The organism is Tolypothrix tenuis PCC 7101 (genome assembly GCF_963874875.1).
Lineage (GTDB): Bacteria > Cyanobacteriota > Cyanobacteriia > Cyanobacteriales > Nostocaceae > Aulosira > Aulosira tenue.
In genome coordinates this window covers 2,300,905-2,321,270 of sequence record NZ_CAWNJS010000001.1, presented here as the reverse complement: position 1 = coordinate 2,321,270, position 20,366 = coordinate 2,300,905, and the positions used below count along the sequence as shown (strand labels likewise).

At 39.0% G+C, this 20,366-nt stretch carries 23 protein-coding genes; 14 read left to right on the top strand and 9 right to left on the bottom strand.

The window, feature by feature from the left end; translation table 11 throughout:
- Positions 1-209: 209 nt before the first annotated feature.
- The 3 genes from AACU25_RS09590 to AACU25_RS09580 form a co-directional block, all read right to left on the bottom strand.
- Complete coding sequence (locus AACU25_RS09590) at positions 210-1,340, bottom strand: BMP family ABC transporter substrate-binding protein (protein ID WP_096575034.1); 1,131 nt, start codon at positions 1,338-1,340, stop codon at positions 210-212.
- Positions 1,341-1,643: 303 nt separating this feature from the next.
- Positions 1,644-2,015, bottom strand: a complete 372-nt coding sequence (locus tag AACU25_RS09585; RefSeq protein ID WP_096575032.1) for a sulfite exporter TauE/SafE family protein — start codon at positions 2,013-2,015, stop codon at positions 1,644-1,646.
- Between the two features lie 261 nt (positions 2,016-2,276).
- Positions 2,277-3,242, bottom strand: a complete 966-nt coding sequence (locus tag AACU25_RS09580; protein WP_096583627.1) for an acetamidase/formamidase family protein — start codon at positions 3,240-3,242, stop codon at positions 2,277-2,279.
- A 688-nt stretch (positions 3,243-3,930) separates the two neighbouring features.
- Here AACU25_RS09580 and AACU25_RS09575 point away from each other — a divergent pair.
- From AACU25_RS09575 to AACU25_RS09560, 4 genes are all read left to right on the top strand, one after another.
- Entirely contained in the window at positions 3,931-4,320 is a 390-nt protein-coding gene (locus AACU25_RS09575; protein WP_096575030.1) for a hypothetical protein, read from the top strand.
- A gap of 175 nt (positions 4,321-4,495) precedes the next feature.
- The gene (locus AACU25_RS09570; protein ID WP_096575029.1) at positions 4,496-5,017 is read left to right on the top strand and encodes a Ycf51 family protein; all 522 of its coding nucleotides are present in this window, start codon (positions 4,496-4,498) and stop codon (positions 5,015-5,017) included.
- A 761-nt stretch (positions 5,018-5,778) separates the two neighbouring features.
- On the top strand, positions 5,779-6,969 hold the full coding sequence (locus tag AACU25_RS09565; protein WP_096575027.1) for an iron-containing alcohol dehydrogenase family protein: 1,191 nt from the start codon (positions 5,779-5,781) through the stop codon (positions 6,967-6,969).
- Positions 6,966-8,150, top strand: coding sequence for an aspartate aminotransferase (locus tag AACU25_RS09560; protein WP_096575025.1), 1,185 nt, complete (start codon positions 6,966-6,968; stop codon positions 8,148-8,150). The genes AACU25_RS09565 and AACU25_RS09560 overlap by 4 nt, the downstream gene beginning before the upstream one ends.
- Before the next feature lie 179 nt (positions 8,151-8,329).
- On the opposite strand, the gene AACU25_RS09555 is transcribed toward AACU25_RS09560, so the two are convergent.
- Complete coding sequence (locus tag AACU25_RS09555; RefSeq protein WP_096575023.1) at positions 8,330-8,785, bottom strand: DUF2214 family protein; 456 nt, start codon at positions 8,783-8,785, stop codon at positions 8,330-8,332.
- A gap of 286 nt (positions 8,786-9,071) precedes the next feature.
- Between AACU25_RS09555 and AACU25_RS09550 the strand changes: the two genes are divergently transcribed.
- The 5 genes from AACU25_RS09550 to AACU25_RS09530 all read left to right on the top strand — a co-directional run bounded on the left by AACU25_RS09550 (position 9,072) and on the right by AACU25_RS09530 (position 12,296).
- Complete coding sequence (locus AACU25_RS09550) at positions 9,072-9,395, top strand: ArsR/SmtB family transcription factor (protein ID WP_096575021.1); 324 nt, start codon at positions 9,072-9,074, stop codon at positions 9,393-9,395.
- Positions 9,396-9,761: 366 nt separating this feature from the next.
- Positions 9,762-10,913 carry an ACR3 family arsenite efflux transporter gene (arsB, locus tag AACU25_RS09545; protein WP_096575019.1) on the top strand — a complete coding sequence of 384 codons (1,152 nt, stop codon included), beginning with the start codon at positions 9,762-9,764 and terminating at the stop codon, positions 10,911-10,913.
- Positions 10,914-10,924: 11 nt separating this feature from the next.
- A complete protein-coding gene (locus AACU25_RS09540) occupies positions 10,925-11,380 on the top strand; it encodes an ArsI/CadI family heavy metal resistance metalloenzyme (RefSeq protein ID WP_096575017.1) in 456 nt (151 codons plus the stop codon).
- An 88-nt stretch (positions 11,381-11,468) separates the two neighbouring features.
- Positions 11,469-11,873 carry an arsenate reductase, glutathione/glutaredoxin type gene (arsC, locus tag AACU25_RS09535; RefSeq protein WP_190445743.1) on the top strand — a complete coding sequence of 135 codons (405 nt, stop codon included), beginning with the start codon at positions 11,469-11,471 and terminating at the stop codon, positions 11,871-11,873.
- 195 nt (positions 11,874-12,068) lie between these two features.
- Positions 12,069-12,296 (top strand): DUF167 domain-containing protein, encoded by a 228-nt coding sequence (locus AACU25_RS09530; RefSeq protein ID WP_096575016.1) that lies wholly within the window; start codon positions 12,069-12,071, stop codon positions 12,294-12,296.
- Positions 12,297-12,444: 148 nt separating this feature from the next.
- Here the strand turns inward: AACU25_RS09530 and AACU25_RS09525 are convergent, their stop codons facing one another.
- Positions 12,445-13,056: a glutathione S-transferase family protein gene (locus AACU25_RS09525; protein ID WP_096575014.1), complete on the bottom strand. Its 612-nt coding sequence runs from the start codon at positions 13,054-13,056 to the stop codon at positions 12,445-12,447.
- Positions 13,057-13,259: 203 nt separating this feature from the next.
- Between AACU25_RS09525 and AACU25_RS09520 the strand changes: the two genes are divergently transcribed.
- The 4 genes from AACU25_RS09520 (at position 13,260) to AACU25_RS09505 (ending at position 16,370) form a co-directional block, all read left to right on the top strand.
- Positions 13,260-13,943, top strand: coding sequence for an SOS response-associated peptidase (locus AACU25_RS09520; protein WP_096575012.1), 684 nt, complete (start codon positions 13,260-13,262; stop codon positions 13,941-13,943).
- A 219-nt stretch (positions 13,944-14,162) separates the two neighbouring features.
- On the top strand, positions 14,163-14,684 hold the full coding sequence (locus tag AACU25_RS09515) for a photosystem I assembly protein Ycf3 (RefSeq protein WP_045871815.1): 522 nt from the start codon (positions 14,163-14,165) through the stop codon (positions 14,682-14,684).
- 78 nt (positions 14,685-14,762) lie between these two features.
- Positions 14,763-15,053 carry an Asp-tRNA(Asn)/Glu-tRNA(Gln) amidotransferase subunit GatC gene (gene gatC / locus AACU25_RS09510; RefSeq protein WP_096575010.1) on the top strand — a complete coding sequence of 97 codons (291 nt, stop codon included), beginning with the start codon at positions 14,763-14,765 and terminating at the stop codon, positions 15,051-15,053.
- 348 nt (positions 15,054-15,401) lie between these two features.
- Positions 15,402-16,370, top strand: coding sequence for a glutathione S-transferase family protein (locus AACU25_RS09505; protein WP_096575008.1), 969 nt, complete (start codon positions 15,402-15,404; stop codon positions 16,368-16,370).
- Between the two features lie 62 nt (positions 16,371-16,432).
- Here AACU25_RS09505 and AACU25_RS09500 read toward each other — a convergent pair whose 3' ends face one another.
- Together AACU25_RS09500 and AACU25_RS09495 are read right to left on the bottom strand one after the other, a co-directional pair.
- The gene (locus AACU25_RS09500; protein ID WP_096575006.1) at positions 16,433-16,825 is read right to left on the bottom strand and encodes a sunset domain-containing protein; all 393 of its coding nucleotides are present in this window, start codon (positions 16,823-16,825) and stop codon (positions 16,433-16,435) included.
- 110 nt (positions 16,826-16,935) lie between these two features.
- Positions 16,936-17,286, bottom strand: coding sequence for a BON domain-containing protein (locus AACU25_RS09495; RefSeq protein ID WP_096575004.1), 351 nt, complete (start codon positions 17,284-17,286; stop codon positions 16,936-16,938).
- A gap of 621 nt (positions 17,287-17,907) precedes the next feature.
- On the opposite strand from AACU25_RS09495, the gene AACU25_RS09490 reads away from it, so the two are divergent.
- Positions 17,908-18,618 carry a tetratricopeptide repeat protein gene (locus tag AACU25_RS09490; RefSeq protein ID WP_096575002.1) on the top strand — a complete coding sequence of 237 codons (711 nt, stop codon included), beginning with the start codon at positions 17,908-17,910 and terminating at the stop codon, positions 18,616-18,618.
- Positions 18,619-18,710: 92 nt separating this feature from the next.
- Here the strand turns inward: AACU25_RS09490 and AACU25_RS09485 are convergent, their stop codons facing one another.
- Both AACU25_RS09485 and AACU25_RS09480 read right to left on the bottom strand, forming a co-directional pair.
- A complete protein-coding gene (locus AACU25_RS09485) occupies positions 18,711-19,496 on the bottom strand; it encodes a glycosyltransferase (RefSeq protein WP_199347289.1) in 786 nt (261 codons plus the stop codon).
- 33 nt (positions 19,497-19,529) lie between these two features.
- Positions 19,530-20,363: a glycosyltransferase family 2 protein gene (locus tag AACU25_RS09480; protein ID WP_096575000.1), complete on the bottom strand. Its 834-nt coding sequence runs from the start codon at positions 20,361-20,363 to the stop codon at positions 19,530-19,532.
- Between the last annotated feature and the right edge of the window lie 3 nt (positions 20,364-20,366).

The window sequence follows — 20,366 nt, the reverse complement described above, 5'->3', positions numbered from 1 at the left end:
CCCTGATTTAGGTGGTAGGGGTCTAACACCTCATTAAGTTTTACTAGTTAAGGAAAATCAGTATTACTCTCTAGGGTGGAGAGTGAGAAAGTTCGTGTAAGAGTGTTACCAAATTATTTTGCGTAAATCTGCGGTAAAAGGGGATTGGGGACTGGGGAACTCGGGGCCCCCTCTGGGGATAAGGGGTAATGGGGATTGGGGATTGGGGACTAGGAAATTGACCCTTCAATTCCCTGAACATACCAATCCATTTTCTCTTTTAGTTGATCGTCAAGCGCTTTACCTTTGGGTAGGCGTAGTACCCCCTTTTGGTCTTTGATTGGGCCATCAAAAGGATGGGCTGTACCTTGAATAAACTGTTCGCGCTTGGCGTTGACTAATTGCTGAACATCGCTAGGAATCGCCTGATTCATGGGGGAAATATCTACCATACCTTGAGCAATACCACTCCAAGTCTTTTGTGGTTTCCAGGTATTATTCATCACAGCTAAAGCTGTATCTATATAAAATTTTCCCCATTTATTAATTGCTGATGTTAGGTGTACTTTCGCACCAAAGCTGCTCATATCGCTGTTGTAACCAAAAGCATAAATACCTTTGGCGGCCGCTAATTGCATAGCAGCAGTCGAGTCAGTATGCTGTGTCAGTACATCTGCACCTAAATTAATCAAAGCTTGGGCTGTTTCCCTTTCTTTTGCAGGGTGATACCAATGTTGCACCCATAGCACTCTAACTTTTGCTTGAGGATTGGTGGTTCGTAATCCTAGAGTGAATGCATTTATCCCGCGAATGACTTCAGGAATGGGGTATGCACCAATAAAACCAATGATATTTGATTTGGTCATTTTGCCAGCAATCATACCTGTTAAGTAGCGCGGTTCTTCAAAGCGTCCGGAGTAAGTGCCGACATTGGCAGCAAGTTGAGAACCTGTACAATGTTCAAATATCACTTGGGGAAATTCTTTGGCTACTTTCATTGTGGCGTTCATGTAGCTCAAGGAAGTTGTAAAAATTAGTTTGCTACCATCTGCTGCTAGTTGGCGAATTACCCTTTCTGCATCAGCTTCACTGACATTTTCAATAAAAGTAGTTTTCACCTTATCCTGAAGATTCGCTTCCATTTCTCTACGACCTAAATCGTGAGCATAAGTCCAGCCAAAATCTCCTACAGGCCCTAAATAAACAAACCCCACCTTTAGCGGTTCGTTGACGACTACAGGTGAGGCTACCGGGGTGACATCGCTTGCTAATTGGGAATTTCTTCTACCTTGAATACAGCTAGTTAAGGCAAAGCTTGATCCCGTGAAAGTTGCATACTTAAGAAAATTCCGACGATCCATTGTAGGTAATTGAAATTCAACCAAAGTTCAAGGCAGCCAGATTAGTGGTCTACCTACAGGCATTCAAGAATCAACAGTCAAGAGTTATCTAAATTACAGATAACGATATAAGCAGCCTAGCACCGTGATTTACTGATGATAGCAATTACCTAGCCGAGTATGCGATCGCGCTTCCTGTATTAACATGGAATTTCAGTACTGGTAATAGGTCATGGGTCATGGGTCTGATTTTTTTTACAATTACCAATTACCAATTACCCATTACCAAATTCAGACAAGATAACTAAAAACTTGCTATATTCTTCAATTATTCCATAAATAGCGAATACCTAAAAGTAGCAAAAAGATACCATACAGCTTCTTCATGGTCTCGCTACTAATGAAAGGCTGATTGGCAAACAATGCCCCAAATAAATTTCCGACTACTAAACCGACTGCAATAATTACAGCATATTTAATATTTAGTTGACCATTGCGATAGTAAACTGCTGCTCCTAAAATCCCAATGGGTAAAATTTGTGCAGCAATTGAAGTACCTGTGGCAAATTTTTGATCCAGTCCTATCAGTAATACCATTGCTGGTACCATAATTGCCCCACCACCAATTCCAAACATCCCGCCAGCAATGCCAGCAACTAAACCAATTAGCAACATTTGAATGAGAATATTAGACATAATCAATGGTCTTTGAATTGCAATTACAATCTGTTATTTGTCATTGGTAAGCAATTGCTATAATACTGCTCACCATTTGATATTTCTGGGTTTTGGGCAAATATTAGACTATCTATGCTAATACTTGTCGGTTAAGGGCAAAAGGGGAAGGGGAAAAGGGGCAAGAAAAAACCTTTAACCCTTCCCCTTTCACCTTTTCCCCAAGCTAAATTCCGAGTTGAAAATCCTTAACCGAGCAGTATTGATATCTATGCTACTTATTTACCAATTGATTTTATGAGAAAAAATTGCTTTCGGTAGCATTCCATGCACGCCTTTCTGGGGGCTGTTGACAACTTGGGTAATGCGAAAATTTACGGCTAAACTACATAATACATACGCTTCTTCGGGCGACAAATTTGTAAAGCGCTCCAAGAAATCAATCATATTTTTCAAGGCTAATTCTAAGGCGGCATCTAAGGTTTCACCAAAACCCATTGTGATGATATCAGTAAGAGTTTCTCCGATTGGTGTTGTGAAATGCAAATCTTTACGTAAAGTGAGCTTAATTTTCCCGTTCATCGAAGTTTCAATAGCGGTAACATTAACTTCACCATCTCCCTGAGCCGCATGACCATCACCAATAGAAAATAAAGCACCTGGAACAAAAATTGGTAAAAATATCCGAGAACCTGCTTGTAGTTCCCGGTTATCAATATTACCGCCGTAATAACCTGGTGGAATAGAAATTCGAGATGTTTCGGGAGTTGCAACACCAAGGATACCAAAAAATGGTTTGAGGGGAATTTTAATGCCGCTATTTGTAGGAAATTCCGCAATATTGTTTTCTAAATCGAGGGGAATAAATCTTAAAGCAGGCTGAGGAAAGATTTCGGGTAAAGCGCCCCAACCTGGACGAATGGCGTTGAAGCCTACAGGTAAACTGGGTGCGATCGCAGTTAATTTTACTTCCAAAACATCCCCAGGTTCGGCATCACGCACATAAATAGGCCCAGTGAGTAAATGCGGCCCACTAGCAATTTTACGTTCTGCAGCTAAATTTTGGCAAATATCAAGAAATTCTGGTGTGAGAAACTCCGGTGGCGCTTTGTCGTACACATAATAACCACTGTAAGTTTCTACCTCAATCGTGTCACTGGAATTAACAGTCAGTGCTGGTGTTAGTAAATGGGAAAAACCACCGAGATGTACTGTATCTTTAGTTGCTTTTAAAATGTGATGTGCCATCTGAGGATCATTGATATTGAAAAAATCTTGGCAATACATCTATTCTCTGTAGAGACGCGAATTTTTACGCCCCTACACAGTTTTTGCCTGAGTCATAGCCAAAATTGCCTATTTTTAAGAATAGAGATAAAACTTGAAAGCTAGACTGGGTTTCACCCCAATACTTGTCATTTAAGGGGAAAAAGGGGAATGCTTCAAGGGAAAAGAAAAGACCTTTAACCTTTTCCCCAAAACCAATTTTGAGTTCAAAACGCTATCCCTTGTAGTATTGGGTTTCACCCTGCTAGGCTAAAACCCCCAATAGGCGATCGCATCATAGGGATTTGGAAATTCACAATCATAATGATTTCGTCCTTTTCCTTTGTTATTTTCCTCTGTATTACTGATTCTCTATCTTCATAAATAAATTTACAAATAAAATAAGATTCCTAGATATCAAAACTTACATATTTTCCGTGTATACACCGCAGTCACTTATAACTTGTTTTTAATAATATAAACATATTCACGTCTGTGAGTGTGGCTAATTAAATTTAGTCACTGTTGCTGATTGTTGGGAAGGTGTAAGGACAACCCTTCTGGGGGTTTTCCTGCATGACGGGCATCTCTTGCAGATGCCCTTTTATATGTCTTTTCTTACTCATGAAAGTATCCAGAATATTGCATTAAAAATCTCAGGATTTTTTTCATGAAATCATGCTCTTCAGAGTTGGGAATTTTCACATCTGCTTTGGGTATATTAACGCTAAGTTTTGTCATATCTCTGCCTGCTAAAGCAGCGATTGGTTGTGAAACAGGTACTATTAATAATTACTCGAATGGTTCATTGGCAACTTGTATTCTGAGCCACGATATAAATTTACAAATCTCCAATTCTCGCACAGGCGGATCAAATTTTTCTTGTAAAGCCAAAAGTTACATCTTTTTTGATGAAAAAGGACAGTTAAAAAGTTGCCAGCTTGCAGAGGAAATAAAAATTATTCAAGGTAATTCAGTAGAAACTTGCCCAGCAGAATACAGAATAGATATTGCAATTGCTCAGGATGGTAGTTTAGCAATTGATTGTCACCGTTATTAATACAGCAGATTTTAGATAAATTGAGATAGAAAAATTAGTCTCATAACTTATCAGACTATCAAACAATCTCAAATTAGTATGATTAACCATTGAGAACTTAGCAAGTCGATGGTGTAAGCACTCGGTAGAATGGTTTTGTCTGTAATCAAAAATTCATGCCTCCGTAGCCAAGCTTATGCTCACAACAGCTGATTTTCTTCAATATACCCAATGGTCAGGGATTGCCACGTTGGTATTTGCTGCTTTAGCAGTCCTGAGTTTTATTTTTAAATGGGGTATCCGCTTTCGGCTGGTGGGTACAACTGGCTTTATGCTAGTGGTCACAGCGGGTTTATTTGCACTCTCATTAGTACCTTTAAGTCGGACTGTGATTCCTGGTGCAGTCCGCTACTCTCTGGTTTATGACAATGGTTCCACACAAGCCGTAATTGCCATCACACCCCAAATTACCACTTCAGAATTAGATGCAACTTTGCGTCAAGCGGCTAGTAATCTCTATTCTTATGGACGTTTAGGAACTAAGGCTGACAGTCAGCTGACAATTCGTGCCCGGACTTTGACCCACCCAGAACCAGGGTTAACTGTACCTGTATACTTGGGTCAGGTGAAGCGATCGCTCGTTAGTCGCGAAGACTCTAATATCACTGTGGAAGTTTACCCAGAAAAATTTGCTCAGTTGCCAAAGCCTACAGCTTAGAAATGTTGGCAATACCGGATAAAGTCTAACAAAAAGCATTTTTTAGGCTTCAAGTTCCATTTCAATCTTGGCAATACATCAATCATCTTTAGGGGCGCAAAACTTTGCGCCCCTATTCATGTAGCGATCGCATTCTCTGTTTCCTGAATTCTCTGAGATTGTGTTATTTACACCAGTTATGCAATCAATATTCTTCTACCCAAAGATTGATATTTTTGATGTATGGCAAGGTTTTTGTAGAAATATCTAGCTTGATTGAGTAAGTATATTCTTGTAAACAATAGTAATTTTTTCTGTTATCAGGAAAACATAGTTTTTTTTGTATTTCAGTATACAATAATGATTTTTTTTAGTTTAAGATATTAACTTAGCAATTCCAGTAATCAGAAAAAGTTAATCAACCTGTCGGTAATCGGTAATGGTGGTAGGAAAAATTATTGGCTGTTCCTCAAAGCCCAAACCCGAATGCCCAGAGACTTTTCCTCAGTATCTGGGAGTGGTATTGTTAATTAACTATACGGTTATTCAAAACTTTGATAGTTCGGAATTTCAGGATAATGGGCAACATAGAATTAAGCCATGCTGTCAAACTGCTTCACCAGTTGGCAACAGGCTTAGTTGATGTCATTCCCCAATTTTATTAGTTGAGTCATCAGAATTGCTGATAGTGGCAAACAGCTTAACTTATAACTATCCGGCATCATTATCTATTTGCGCTTTTAAGTTGTTAAGAAATATCAAGGTTTTGGCAAACTAGTTATATGCCCAATCAAATTTCTACTCAAACCTTGTCTACTCAAACACCTAGTTCATTATTGACGCTTGCGATCGCGCCAGCAAAAGTAATTCGTGGTTCCAGCATATTGCAGACTGCATCAGCAGAGATTGCGCGTTTGGGGAGTCGTCCCTTAATTGTGGCGGGAAAGCAAACTCTGGCGATTACCAAAGAGAGTTTGCAGCCAATTTTAGAACAAGAACATCTAGATATCGCGGCAGCTGATTATGGTGCAGATTGCTGTGAAGCTAGCTTGGAATCTTTGCGGAAAGCAGCAAAAGCACATAAAGCTGATTTGATTATCGGTGTTGGTGGTGGTAAAGCACTGGATACAGCGAAGTTAGTAGCCCATCAGTTGCAATTACCAGTAGTGACAATTCCCACCTCTGCGGCTACCTGTGCAGCTTGGTCGGCGCTGTCGAATGTGTATTCTGAGGATGGGGCGTTTCTTTATGATGTGGCGCTATCTCGCTGTCCAGATTTGCTGATTCTGGATTACGACTTGATTAAAACCGCACCACAGCATACCTTAGTAGCGGGAATTGGCGATGCGATCGCCAAGTGGTACGAAGCGTCAGTTAGTAGTGGACATTCCCAACAAACTTTAATTATTGGTGCTGTGCAACAAGCACGAGTTTTGCGCGATATTTTATTGCAAAAGTCAGTCGCCGCCTTGCAAGCGCCAGGTAGTGAAGATTGGCAAGCAGTCGTAGATGCTTCAGTATTGATGGCTGGGGTAGTTGGGGGATTAGGAGGCGCACAGTGCCGTACAGTTGCCGCCCATGCAGTGCATAATGGTTTAACTCACATTGCCGGACATAGCAGCATTCACGGCGAAAAAGTTGCCTATGGCATCTTGGTGCAACTGCGTTTAGAAGAAATGGTACAAGGCAATCAACTAGCAGCCACATCCAGACAACAGCTAGTGAAATTCTATGCAGAGATTGGATTGCCACAAAAATTAAGTGATTTGGGATTGGGCAACATTACCCTAGCTGAACTGCAAACTGCTGCGGAAATCGCCCTCAATCCAAATTCCGATATCCATCGACTACCTTTTAAAGTAGCGCTGGAACAGTTAATGGCAGCGATGGTTTCTACCACTGCACCAGTAGATAGTCGAGATGCGACAAATCGTGTCTCAGTCAGGGGTATCAGTGACGAGGTTGAGCAATGAGTTTGGATTGGATTGTCCCAGCAGAACGTATACAGAAGTTACCACCTTATGTATTTGCTCGTCTAGATGAGCTCAAGGCAAAGGCGAGGGAACAAGGGTTAGATTTGATTGATTTGGGCATGGGGAACCCGGATGGCCCAACACCGCAACCAGTGGTAGAAGCGGCAATGGCAGCTTTGCAAAATCCCGCCAATCATGGCTATCCGCCCTTTGAAGGGACTGCAAATTTCCGTCGTGCTATTACTAATTGGTACGATCGCCGTTACGGTGTCTCCCTCGATCCCGATAGTGAAGCTTTGCCCTTACTAGGTTCCAAAGAAGGATTAGCTCATTTAGCGATCGCCTACATCAACCCTGGTGATATCGTTCTGGTACCATCTCCTGCTTACCCTGCCCATTTTCGCGGCCCGGTAATCGCTGGTGGGCAAGTTTACAGCTTGATTCTCAAGCCAGAAAACGACTGGTTAATTGATTTAGGGGCAATTCCCGATGAAGTGGCACAAAAAGCCAAAATCCTCTATTTCAACTATCCCAGCAATCCCACCGCAGCCACCGCACCCCGCGAATTTTTTGAAGAAATCGTTGCCTTTGCGAGGAAACATGAAATTCTTTTAGTGCATGACTTGTGTTATGCCGAGTTAGCCTTTGATGGTTATCAACCCACTAGCTTATTAGAAATTCCTGGTGCCAAGGAAATTGGTGTAGAGTTTCACACCTTATCCAAAACCTACAATATGGCAGGTTGGCGCGTTGGGTTTGTGGTGGGGAATCGCCATGTCATCCAAGGTTTGCGGACTTTAAAAACCAATTTAGACTATGGGATTTTTGCTGCCTTACAAACAGCCGCAGAAACCGCCTTACAACTGCCAGATGTATATTTGCATGAAGTCCAGCAACGTTACCGCACCCGTCGCGATTTCCTGATTGAAGGATTAGGCAAGTTAGGCTGGGATATTCCCAAAACTAAAGCCACAATGTATCTTTGGGTGAAATGTCCTGTGGGCGTTGGTTCCACAGATTTTGCCCTAGATGTCTTGCAACAAACCGGCGTTGTCGTCACTCCCGGTAATGCCTTTGGCGTTGCCGGCGAAGGATATGTCAGGATCAGTTTAATTGCAGATTGCGATCGCTTGGGTGAAGTTCTGCACAGATTTAAACAAGCTGGTATTCATTATCAGTAATGAGTGCTGAGTTGCAACAGACGCGATTAATCGCGTCTGTACAAGAGTGTTGAGTGCTAAATTACAAATACAGACAATACCTTCGCCAACAATTTTACTCAATTAGCGAAGGTATTGATTTAAGAAATTGACTAGTCCCAATCCTTTCCCCTTTCTCCCTTTCCCTTTTCCCTAGTTTCTTAAAACACCCCAATTCCTCTAGCCATAACAACCGCTAGCAAAGGAATTAAGGTAAACCCAAATAACTCTCCTCTAATCATCCAAGAAATTCGCTGCACCTTTGCTGATTCCAAACTCGGTGTTTTGCCATTGCGTAAATCTTTAATCCAAGACAAAAAAGAGAAGGTGGGATATAAAGACAGCAAACTTACCAATATAAAAATGCTCACCTTCATATAGAAAACCGAATTGCTGAGATAGTAATCGGTTCCTTTGCCAAAGTAAACGACTCGCACAATCCCTGTAATCAGAATCATTGTGGCAGATAAGCCATAAACCGCATCAGCTATGACAACTTTCCAGGCGGACTCTAGGCTAAAATCCTTCTTCAAAAATTGGCTTTCCACAATCAAAGCACCAAAAGCCAACATGAACCCTAAGTAATGCAAATAAGCCGTAATAGCACTTCCCCACATCGATTTTTTATCCGTTATCGCTCAATTTGAACTGCAACAAAACATAGCAAAGGTGGATGTTTGAAGAGGTAATCAACGCCACTGATCTATCGGGGGTTGCTTTTCACATGATTTTGCTATGTTATTTAATATAGCTAATTAACTATATAGCAGTTAAATTGTCAGAGATAGAGAAAATTATCTTTGTGTGAGTAGCGATTCCCTTCAGAATAGCTCCGCTTCACGCACCTGAGCAATATTTTCTAGTTCACAATAAAGGTAGATTACCCTTATCGAACTCTAATTGATGCCAACCTCCACTGCTACCACTCCCCATTTAATTGTTGCCGGCTTTCACGCTCTTTCCGACCCTTTAAGGATTAGCGTGTTGGAACTGCTGCGACAGCGAGAACTTTGTGTATGTGATTTATGCGATGCTTTGGAGGTAAGTCAATCAAAGCTTTCCTTTCATCTCAAAACCTTAAAGGAAGCTGGCTTAGTTAACTCACGTCAAGAAGGGCGCTGGATTTATTACAGCCTAAATTTGCCACAATTTAACGTTTTAACAGATTATTTGGCAGATTTCCAAAACAAAAGTTTAATTATCCCTACCCGTTCTTGCTGCGATTAAAAAAATGTATCAAGCGTAATTATGAATTCCGAATCGCTACGCACATAGCTTTGATAAGCCTAGCTAATATATCAACTTTTTTTGATGAATTTTTGTGTATAGTCCTCTACCTGTGATTGACATATCAACTTTTTTTGAAATGATAGAGACATAGCCTCAATACTACCTGTATCGGTAATGCCAATGAACGCAGCAAAGCCATAGCGATCGCTTTTGGAATGCACGCCACCTAATAATCAACTCAAACTCAGCATTTTCAGCTTCTATCTCAAACGCCGAGGTTTTGAGGGAGTGCGATCGCCTAACCCATCAATTTTTATTGATGTATACCACTTCTCTAAAATTCGCCCACTAATTCAAATCTCGATGAATACAAATCCACAGATAAAAAAAGCACCTGTACAAGCAGGAAGCCAGCTAAGTTTCTTTGAAAAATACCTCACAATTTGGGTATTTTTATGCATTTTTATAGGCATAGCATTAGGAAGATTATTTCCCAAAGTAGCAGTAATACTGGATGCAATCAGTCTTTATCAAGTATCAATTCCCATTGCAATCTGTCTATTTTTCATGATGTATCCCATCATGGTAAAAATTGATTTTAGCCAAGCTGCTAATGCAATTCGCGCTCCTAAACCTGTAATTCTCACATTGGTTGTGAACTGGTTAATTAAACCATTTACGATGGTAGTATTTGCTCAGTTCTTTATAGGATGGTTATTTCGTCCTTTAATTACAGGTAGCGAATTAATTCATGGTAGTGAAGTAGCATTAACAAATTCTTATATTGCGGGGACAATTTTATTGGGTATTGCTCCTTGTACAGCAATGGTATTGCTGTGGGGGTATCTTTCCTATGGTAATCAAGGTCACACCTTGGTGATGGTAGCAGTTAATTCTCTAACAATGTTGTTTTTATATGCACCTTTAGGCAGGTGGTTATTAGCAGCAAATGATTTAACAGTTCCGTGGCAAACAATAGTTTTATCGGTGTTAATTTATGTCGGCTTGCCATTAATAGCAGGAATGTATAGCCGTTACTGGATTTTGAAACATAAAGGTAGAGATTGGTTTGAGAGAAAATTTTTAAAATATCTTAGTCCAATTGCCATTACAGCATTGTTAATTACTTTGATTTTGCTATTTGCATTTAAAGGAGAATTAATAGTTAGCAATCCCTTACACATCTTGTTAATTGCTGTGCCGCTATTTATCCAAACTAATTTCATTTTCTTCATTAGTTATGTCATAGCTTTAAAGCTAAATTTAGCTTATGAAGATGCAGCACCCGCAGCATTAATAGGAGCCAGTAATCACTTTGAAGTTGCGATCGCAACAGCTGTAATGCTGTTTGGTTTAAATTCTGGTGCAGCACTTGCAACAGTAGTAGGCGTTTTAATCGAAGTCCCAGTTATGTTGATGCTAGTGGAATTTTGCAAACGAACAGCAGCTTGGTTTCCACGAGAACCAGAAAAAGCAACATTGCGAGATCCCCGTTGTACTAGTTCTTTCCATTAAGGAGTAAATTTATGTCAGTTCTCAAAACTCACGTGGCTTTGAACGTTACTAATATTGAAAAATCAGTAGAATTTTACCGAGCGATGTTTGGCGTAGAACCCGTGAAATATAAACCTGACTACGCTAAATTCGATATTCCCAACCCAGCCTTAAACCTGACATTGAACCTAACTGATAGTGTGCAATCAGGCGGTGCATTATCTCATTTAGGTGTGCAGGTAGAAACTACACAAGCCGTAGAAGCTGCAATCCAACGATTTACGGAAGCTGGACTAGCATTATTTACCGAAGAGGATACTAACTGCTGCTATGCTTTGCAAGATAAGGTATGGGTAACCGATCCCGATGGTAATCGCTGGGAAGTATTTGTAGTGAAGGTAGCAGATACAGCACCAGAGGAGAATCTTAAAGCTAATGCTAACTCTTCAGAAGTAGCACCAAGTTTGCAAAAGCCTTGTTGCGCGTAAAAAAGCGATCGCTATGCATAGATAAAAATTTTAGAGCAGCAATTTTTGCTGCTCTACCTTTTGTTAACAAAGAATAAGCAGAAATATCATGAAACGCGTAATGTTTGTTTGCAAAAAGAATTCCCGTCGTTCCCAAATGGCAGAGGGTTTTGCACGCACTTTCGGAGAAGGAAAAATTCTTGTCTCTAGTTCCGGTTTAGCCGCCAGTGAGGTAGATCCCGTGACTATAGAAGTAATGTCAGAAATTGGAATTGATATCAGCCATCAAACTTCTCAAGCTTTAAGTGACTTCAATCCCCAAGATTATGATGCTGTAATTTCTTTATGTGGTTGTGGCGTAAACTTACCGCAAGAGTGGGTATTACGCGAAGTCTTTGAAGATTGGCATCTTGACGATCCCGAAGGCGAATCAATTGCTACCTTTCGCCGCGTTCGCGATGAAGTCAAGCAAAGAGTTGTGAATTTAATTGAGACTCTTTGTGCAACAGTTTGAATCTATGGAGTTAATCTAAAATCGAATACCAAATCAAATAATGTTTGCGACACATCAATATATTCTAGAGGGCAAGGCAGTGCCTTGCCCCTACCATCTGGCGCATTTTATTGTCAAACTAGTATAAAACCTAAAATCCAAAATTGTATGACCAGCTTGTTAAAATTAGGCGACACCTAATAAAGAAAATAGGCAATGCAAAAAAAAGTTAAAGTAAAACCTAATTCCAAACAGCAAAAAATTGAAGAACAAGCTGATGGTAGTTTGAATGTACATTTAAAATCTCCACCAGTAGATGGAAAAGCTAATGAAGAGTTAATTAAATTACTAGCTGAAAAATTTAATGTACCAAAATCTTATATTAGGATTAAATCTGGTGCTACTTCTCGGCAAAAGTTGGTAGAAATTGACACTGAAACTTAGTATTTCAATCCATGCATGACAGTCTCAATGGATTTTTGACTCAGCAATCACAACTAGGAACTCAGCACTTTCAAATCAGTGGTCAGTTAACAGTGATTAATTGAAAGTTAACCTCTGTTAACTGATAACTGGTAAAAAAATCATACTGTCATTCTTGGTGAATGGTTATATACCCAGGTTGAGATTTAACACGTTCTATCCAAGCTTGGATAGCAGGAAATTGTGTTAAATCAAAACCACCTTCATCAGCTACATGGGTGTAAGCAAACAAAGCAATATCAGCAATAGTATAGCGATCGCCCACAAAAAAGCTGCGATCGCTTAAATGATTTTCCATCACTTTCAAGGCAGCGTAACCCTTATCAAGCCTAGATTTCATCGTTTCTTGGTGTTTTTCAGGCTTGCCTAAAATAGAGATTAAAAATCTTGATGTGGCGATAAAAGGTTCATGGCTATTTTGTTCAAAAAATAACCATTGCAGTACCTGAGCGCGCAGAAACCTATCATAAGGTAGAAATTCTGTGCCTTCACTTAAATACAGCAAGATAGCATTTGATTCTGCTAAATATTTCCCTGGTTCAATCTCCAAAAGGGGAATTTTACCGTTAGGATTTTTACTCAAAAATTCGGGTGTTCGAGTCTCGCCTTTAGTGATGTTGAGTTCAATTCTCTCAAATGGCATACCGATTTGCGTCAAGAGAAGACGAATCTTATAGCCATTACCTGAAGGTAAAAAATCGTACAGCCGCAATGTTTCCATGCCAAAAATATAATAGGGAATATGAGCGAAAGAAGGGGGGGTTTAAAATACAATATCTTACCAAATGATTTTCAAAAAACCGGATATTTTTTTATTTATATTCAGCATCAGAGTGAAAATAGAATTATCTGAAGAAATAAAAAAATATCGATGATTGATCGGATTTATACGTCTAATTTTAATCTGCGATCGCAAATAAAACTATGTGTGGAAGATTTACTTTAAAGCAAACCGCCGCAGCATTAGCTCAAGCTTTTGAGTTGGAAACAGTGCCCGATTTAGCAGCGCAATATAACATTGCACCTACGCAAATGATAGCAACGGTACTACATAAACCCGAAAGCGATCGGCGAGAATTTCAGCAGTTACGTTGGGGGTTAATCCCCTCATGGTCAAAAGATCCCAGCATAGGGGCCAAACTCATCAATGCTAGAGCAGAAACTGTTGCCGAAAAACCCTCTTTTCGTTCAGCGTTTAAGCGTCGGCGCTGTTTAGTGCTGGCGGATGGCTTCTTTGAATGGCAAAAAAAACAGAACAAAAAACAGCCATTTTATTTTCGTCTTCAAAATGAAAAACCCTTTGCTTTTGCTGGATTGTGGGAGAAATGGCAATCGGCTTCAGGAGAAGAAATAGCCTCTTGTACCATTTTGACCACAGCAGCGAATGAATTACTCGAACCCATCCACGACCGGATGCCCGTAATTCTGGCTCCTGAAGATTACAATCAGTGGTTAGATCCCCAACTGGAAAGCCCTGAAGTACTAGAACCGCTATTACGTCCTTATCCAGCCGCGTCAATGACTAGCTACCCAGTTAGCACCTTAGTCAATAAACCTCAGCACAACAGTCCAGACTGTGTTGTGCCAATCAACGACAACAATACCTGACAAATTTAGTTAAATTAGTTATTAACTATACGGATGGCAAAATTACCACGTGGACATAATTCGCGCCTCCCCCCTTTCATCTGGTTGGCTTTAGAGGGAAAATAAGGGTGTTCGTCTATGCCCACAAGACGTAGAAAATTATTATCGCGTCTCAACAACGGCTAAACAAACTCTCCGGGCATTGTTCACGCCAATAGCTGCAATCTCACAGAGGCAAATATGCCAAGAACCCAGAAAAACGATAACTTTATTGACAAATCCTTTACAGTCATGGCAGATATCATTCTCAAGATACTGCCAACTAACAAAAAAGCTAAAGAAGCGTTTGTTTATTATCGAGATGGCATGTCGGCCCAAGCAGAAGGCGAATATGCTGAAGCCTTAGAATACTATGAAGAAGCACTCACATTAGAGGAAGATACCAACGATCGCGGCTACATCCTCTACAATATGGGCTTAATCTATGCCAGCAACGGCGACCATGACAAAGCTTTAGAATTGTACCATCAGGCAATTGAGTTAAACCCACGCCTCCCCCAAGCCTTAAACAACATCGCCGTAATTTATCATTACCAAGGCGAAAAAGCCAAAGAAGCTGGGGATAATGATGGTGGCGAAGCTTTGTTTGACCAAGCCGCCGACTATTGGATTCGCGCCATTCGTATGGCTCCCAATAACTATATTGAAGCTCAGAACTGGCTGAAAACCACTGGGCGATCGCAAATTGACGTATTCTTTTAGCCCAGAGTCAAGAGTCGATAGTTTTGAATTTTGACTCTTGACTTTTGACCCTTTAAACCTTTGACCTTTGACACAATAATGATTGATCGTGAATTAGTCCATAAAGTAGCCTTGCTTGCTCGTTTAGAATTAACCTCCCAAGAGGAGGAGCAATTTACTACCCAACTAGGAAGTATTCTAGATTACATAGAGCAGTTAAGTGAACTCGATGTCAGTAATGTACCCCCTACAACCAGGGCTATTGATGTCAGCAATGTGACAAGAGAGGATGAATTACAACCCTATCCTGACCGAGAAGCCATCCTCAGCTGTGCGCCAGAACAAGAAGGAGAATTTTTTAAAGTACCAAAAATTCTGAATGCTGAGTAGTCATTAGTCATTCGTCATTCGTCATTAGTCATTAGTCATTTGCTAATGACTGGTACTCAATTAAAATATTTGATTTTTAAAGTTCGCGTAGGATGCGTTAGCGATAGCGTAACGCATCAGTGCCAAAGCTGAAATTTTTCAGAAATCAAACCGGATTCCTATAATTAGAAAAAGTCTTTAATAAGCCTAAAACAGCGCATTCAAGTTGTACATTAGGGCACATAATAGAATTTTGCTTCAAAACCCTTACTTTCATTTAACTTTTATTTAATAAATAAGTTTTAATTTTATTTGAGATTTCTGCAAAAGCCTGAATCGAAAATCCAAAATTGTTATCAGGAGATGCTTATGGGTTTGGGAATACTCAAAGATGGTAAGTGGGTGTCGGAACGAGATCAGGAAGATTCCCAAGGGAAATTTATCCGCCCATCAACCACTTTTCGCAATAAAATTACAGCCGATGGTTCGAGTGGATTTAAAGCTGAACCAGGGCGATATCATTTATATATTTCTTGGGCTTGTCCTTGGGCTTGTCGCACTGCAATTCTCCGTCAGTTAAAAGGATTAACAGATGTAATTAGTTTATCGGTAGTTGCTGCGGAAATTGCTCAAAATAGCTGGGAATTTAATGATGAGTCGGGAGCAATTCCCGATACAGTGAATAACGCTAACTATCTATGGCAAATTTATCTAAAAGCCGATCCCAACTATAGTGGTAGGGTAACAGTTCCAGTTTTATGGGATATCAAAGAAAAGACCATCGTCAATAATGAATCTCGCGAAATCATTCGGATGTTTGATACAGAATTCAATGATTTTGCCAAAGCTGATGTTGACTTTTATCCGCAAGATTTGCAAAAAGTAATTGACGAAACCATTGATAAAATTTATCAACCCATAAATAATGGTGTTTACCGGGCGGGATTTGCCACTACTCAATCAGCTTATGATGAAGCGGTAACAGAATTATTTGCAGCACTCGATTACTGGGAACAAGTATTAGACAAACAACGCTATCTCTGCGGCGATAGAATTACTGAAGCTGACTGGTGTATGTTTACTACCCTATTTCGCTTTGATGCTGTTTATTATGTGCATTTCAAATGCAACTTACGGCGAATTGTGGAATATCCTAATCTGTGGAATTATCTCAAAGAACTTTACCAAATACCAGGCGTTAAAGAAACTTGCAATTTAGACCATATTAAACGGCATTATTACCGTAGTCATCCCAAGGTTAACCCCACGCGCATTGTACCCAAAGGGCCGTTGATTGATTTTGATACCCCACATAACCGCGATCGTATCCCTGTTTGATCTACTCAAAAAACTCAGCCCGCAAAGGCGGGCTAAATTACTAAATCATCTTAACAAGCTACCTATTTAGGCGCAGAAAAACCAGCTTTTTCTGCTGTTGCTGTATCTTTAAAGCAGATTTCAGGTTTAACTTTCGCATAATCAGGCGATTTTGCAACGTGGTAGATATTGCCTCGCTTTTTGGTAATCTTTCCTTTAATTGGTGCATTACTAGGACAAGCAGTTTCCCCTTCAGGCTTCACACCTAGTTTTTGAGCTTCTGCGGGAATTACAGTTTGATTTGTAGATGTTGCAGTTGCACTCTTAGCCGTAGGTTTCGTTTGAGAAACAGCAGTAGGATTTTCAGTATTGCTGCTAGCAGATTCTTCCGGCTTTTGACCACAACTTGCTAGCATTAAAACAGTTAATAAAGTTAGCCCAATCCCAAATTGACGAGCCGAGATTTGAGTTTTCATTGACAGTCTGCTCCTCATAAAAATAGCTAATCAATTTTAGATTTTAAATTTTAAATTGTTTAATTCTTCAATCCAAAATTTAAAACCTAAAATTTGCGAAACAAACAATACTAGCCAACTGCTACTTCATCAGTCACAACATCGGTAGCACCACTAACTCCACCAGCAATCTCTACCAATTGACTTAAAATGTCTTGATCTGGTACTTTTCCTTTTAAAACTACTGTACTGCCTAACTGAGCAACATAAATTGTATTAATGTCATCAAAGCGAGAATCTTCGTCAAACGCCAACGCAACTCTTTTTGCTAAACCACTTTGATCATATTCCCCATTGAGTCCCACTCGCTCAAGCGGAATGCTTTCGCCTTCAGAAGAGTTCTCAGCCACTAAAGTTGGCTCAGGGTTCACTTGAGCATCTTCTGGTTTTTCCATACCAAAGAGTCTTTGTAACCAACCCATAACTGTATTATCTCCTTGCAAAATGTCGGATTTACACAAGTATTTTCACTTGTTTGATATCTAGATAATTATAAGTAATCTTATGTGTAGAAATGCTGAAAAAATAATATAGAATTTCAAATATACTCTATACAACATTAGATTAACTAAGTAGACAATAGTTAATCAATATAATTATTTATAGCATTTTCTATTCTAGTGAAGTACAAATTTATCGGCGTTTATCTGTCTTGAAAAGTTTTGCGCCGGGAGACCCGGACGCGCAAACTTTTCGCTGCGTTTATCCTCTTCCATCTGCGGTTAATTTTTAATGCTGTACCTCACCAATATGGGAAGCCATATAAACTATTTTGTATACTACATAAATTTCCTCATTTCCTCTTTAAAGGAGATGTTACAGCTTCAGCCAGCCTCAACGCTGAGGTTCATGTGGCTTTTAACTCTCAAGTACCAGTTAATTCACTGATAATCCTCTCAACTGTGTTAGTTTGCCTTGATCCTTGACCTTACCAGGAACATTTAACACCCAATTACAGACAAATAACTGAGGTGCGTTTGTAGATTTGTTAACGCACCTCAATTTATTATAGGGATCAGAACACTCTTAAGGGATTGAGGACGATGACGCTGAACAACCAACTTAAAACAGTATGTGTTCAACCTCTTAGTTACTTAACACTGAGCATGATAACGACAATTATTAGCGCGCCATCAGTGTTAGCGGTAACATGGCAAAATTCTTTTCATTCCCCAGAACAGTCTGCTGAAAGATTAACTCCACAGCCCAACATCAACATTACAGAGCCAAAAATCGCACAGTTACAGCAAGACTCACTTCTGCAAGAGCGATCGCAGTTTATTCAACAAGCCAATGCTCAATACAGTCAAGGTGATTTTAAAGGAGCAGAGGAAAGTTTACGTAAATTTATCAAAAGATTCCCCGAAGACGCATTTGGTCACTATCAACTGGGAAATGTACTATTTCGACAGGAAAAGCTAGAGGAAGCAATCACCTCTTACCAAGAAACCATCCGCCTCAAACCCAAATATGCCCTAGCTTATAATGCGATCGGTATTGTTTATGCTAGCCAAAGCCGTTGGGATGAGGCTATGAGCGAATATCGCAAAGCTTTGGAAATCAATTCTGATTATGCCGATGCATTAACAAATTTAGCACTAGCATTATGGCAAACAAATAAACGCGATGAAGCTTTAACTTCTCTCAAAAAGGCTATAAATATTTTCAAGTCGCAAAATAGAAAGGAAAAAGCTTCCCAAGTTGAACAAATTTTGCAAAAAATCCAAAATTCCGATAACCCTGGTGTGTCTTAAAAGCGATAGTACTATCATCTCTCGTTGATAATTTTCTAACTTTTTGAGTTCAGAATAAGCATCAACTGAAATACTTGCTTTAAGCAAGTGTTCTAGAAAATTTTCCATCCATGTTTGTTGAAAAAATAAATAGCTGACAGAATATTAATTATTGCGAGATTAATTGATTTATATGAGCCTCTAGCCCAATGGTGAAAAATATGTACATGAGGATAAAATACTGTTTTATATTTTTCAGCCATTCTTAAAGTTATATCTGCATCCTCAAGATACATAAATATATTTTCGTCAAAGTATCCAATTTCATCTAGATACTTTCTACGAAAAAGCATAAAGCACCCGGATAAATACAAAACATCTGCTACCTGATCGTAGCCCATGTCCCGCATTTCATACCAGTCTAAATAAGCTTTTATCAGGAAGTGTAATGATTGAGGAATAAAACGCCTAGCGAACAATGCAAACATTCTTGGATAACGCTTACAAAGATATTGTATTTCACCATTAGGAAACAATATTTTGGGTTGAATTAGACCAACTTCCTGATGATTTTCTAAATAATTTATTAGTTCTGGTATAACATTTTTGTCAAAGTATATGTCTGGATTAAGTACAAGATGGTAGTCAGCCATTCTACATTTAGAAAGCGCTAAATTATGTGCTTTACCAAAGCCAATATTATTGGCATCATTATAATGATAATCAACTTGCTCTATATTCGTAAATAATGTTTTTAAATTAGGATCAGGTGAATTATCAATCACACACAATTTTATATCTAGAGGTGTGTTGATAGTGGACATTATCACACGGTTAACCATATCACTATCATTTTTATAAAGAACTAGTGATGCACTAATACTTATTGCTGCTTCCATTGATTAACTCTATTTGCTATAGTTGATTTTATATTAATTCTGGTGAGAATATAAAATATATTTCATATAAGAGTGAAGTTTGGGTGAAATTAATAAAATCATAAATTTGATTAATGATTTACTTATCAAGTAAATCATTTCTGCCCAGTTGATTCTATTATTTCTCCAAAGTTTCCAAAAGTTATTAATATCTCCTAATCTCATTTTCCAAATATTACTACTCAAACTTTTAGGTTGTTTATAAACATAAGTTAATTGTTTATCCAATAAATAAATAATTTGCTGATCTAGACAAATTTGCATCCATAAAAAATAATCTTCGCAGTATCTTTTCCTATTATCAAATCGATAATGAATATTTCTCTTAATCATTATTGATGAAGTTTCAAAAGGATTAGACTTTAATATTTGTTTTTTTGTCACTACTCTGGCTTTAAGGTCTTGATTTAAGAGTATAGGCTCTAGATTATATTTATTTGAATTTGCAATAGATCCAGGTGGTGCGTGTCCAGAAACTAATACATGAGGATTATTACACATCCATAAATACTGAAATGCTATTTTTTCTGGATGCCAAGCATTATCAGCATCCAGAAAAGCAATATAATCTTGAGTAGCTAAATCCCAACCAATATTACGAGCTTTAGAAGGACCATAGTTTAACTTTAAATCTACAATTTTTATCCAATTTTCTTCATATTCAGCTTGTAATTTTTGTATAATTTTCCAAGTATCATCTTCACTTCCATCATTGACAAGTATGACCTCTGATGGTCTAAGAGTTTGTTGAGCTATAGAATTAACGGCTCTATCAATGGTGTGAGCGCAAAAGTAACATGGGATAACAACACTAACAGATGTTTTCATAAT

What these genes read in the sequence shown, in the direction of transcription:
- AACU25_RS09505 (WP_096575008.1), top strand. Translation starts at nt 15,402, where the DNA reads ATGGGTTTGGGAATACTCAAAGATGGTAAGTGGGTGTCGGAACGAGAT.
- AACU25_RS09495 (WP_096575004.1), bottom strand. Translation starts at nt 17,286, where the DNA reads ATGGGTTGGTTACAAAGACTCTTTGGTATGGAAAAACCAGAAGATGCT.
- AACU25_RS09585 (WP_096575032.1), bottom strand. Translation starts at nt 2,015, where the DNA reads ATGTCTAATATTCTCATTCAAATGTTGCTAATTGGTTTAGTTGCTGGC.
- AACU25_RS09485 (WP_199347289.1), bottom strand. Translation starts at nt 19,496, where the DNA reads ATGGAAGCAGCAATAAGTATTAGTGCATCACTAGTTCTTTATAAAAAT.
- AACU25_RS09550 (WP_096575021.1), top strand. Translation starts at nt 9,072, where the DNA reads ATGCCAACCTCCACTGCTACCACTCCCCATTTAATTGTTGCCGGCTTT.
- arsC (WP_190445743.1), top strand. Translation starts at nt 11,469, where the DNA reads ATGAAACGCGTAATGTTTGTTTGCAAAAAGAATTCCCGTCGTTCCCAA.
- AACU25_RS09480 (WP_096575000.1), bottom strand. Translation starts at nt 20,363, where the DNA reads ATGAAAACATCTGTTAGTGTTGTTATCCCATGTTACTTTTGCGCTCAC.
- AACU25_RS09500 (WP_096575006.1), bottom strand. Translation starts at nt 16,825, where the DNA reads ATGAAAACTCAAATCTCGGCTCGTCAATTTGGGATTGGGCTAACTTTA.
- AACU25_RS09530 (WP_096575016.1), top strand. Translation starts at nt 12,069, where the DNA reads ATGCAAAAAAAAGTTAAAGTAAAACCTAATTCCAAACAGCAAAAAATT.
- AACU25_RS09540 (WP_096575017.1), top strand. Translation starts at nt 10,925, where the DNA reads ATGTCAGTTCTCAAAACTCACGTGGCTTTGAACGTTACTAATATTGAA.
- AACU25_RS09520 (WP_096575012.1), top strand. Translation starts at nt 13,260, where the DNA reads ATGTGTGGAAGATTTACTTTAAAGCAAACCGCCGCAGCATTAGCTCAA.
- AACU25_RS09490 (WP_096575002.1), top strand. Translation starts at nt 17,908, where the DNA reads ATGACGCTGAACAACCAACTTAAAACAGTATGTGTTCAACCTCTTAGT.
- AACU25_RS09560 (WP_096575025.1), top strand. Translation starts at nt 6,966, where the DNA reads ATGAGTTTGGATTGGATTGTCCCAGCAGAACGTATACAGAAGTTACCA.
- arsB (WP_096575019.1), top strand. Translation starts at nt 9,762, where the DNA reads ATGAATACAAATCCACAGATAAAAAAAGCACCTGTACAAGCAGGAAGC.
- AACU25_RS09590 (WP_096575034.1), bottom strand. Translation starts at nt 1,340, where the DNA reads ATGGATCGTCGGAATTTTCTTAAGTATGCAACTTTCACGGGATCAAGC.
- AACU25_RS09575 (WP_096575030.1), top strand. Translation starts at nt 3,931, where the DNA reads ATGAAATCATGCTCTTCAGAGTTGGGAATTTTCACATCTGCTTTGGGT.
- gatC (WP_096575010.1), top strand. Translation starts at nt 14,763, where the DNA reads ATGATTGATCGTGAATTAGTCCATAAAGTAGCCTTGCTTGCTCGTTTA.
- AACU25_RS09565 (WP_096575027.1), top strand. Translation starts at nt 5,779, where the DNA reads ATGCCCAATCAAATTTCTACTCAAACCTTGTCTACTCAAACACCTAGT.
- AACU25_RS09570 (WP_096575029.1), top strand. Translation starts at nt 4,496, where the DNA reads ATGCTCACAACAGCTGATTTTCTTCAATATACCCAATGGTCAGGGATT.
- AACU25_RS09580 (WP_096583627.1), bottom strand. Translation starts at nt 3,242, where the DNA reads ATGGCACATCACATTTTAAAAGCAACTAAAGATACAGTACATCTCGGT.
- AACU25_RS09555 (WP_096575023.1), bottom strand. Translation starts at nt 8,785, where the DNA reads ATGTGGGGAAGTGCTATTACGGCTTATTTGCATTACTTAGGGTTCATG.
- AACU25_RS09525 (WP_096575014.1), bottom strand. Translation starts at nt 13,056, where the DNA reads ATGGAAACATTGCGGCTGTACGATTTTTTACCTTCAGGTAATGGCTAT.
- AACU25_RS09515 (WP_045871815.1), top strand. Translation starts at nt 14,163, where the DNA reads ATGCCAAGAACCCAGAAAAACGATAACTTTATTGACAAATCCTTTACA.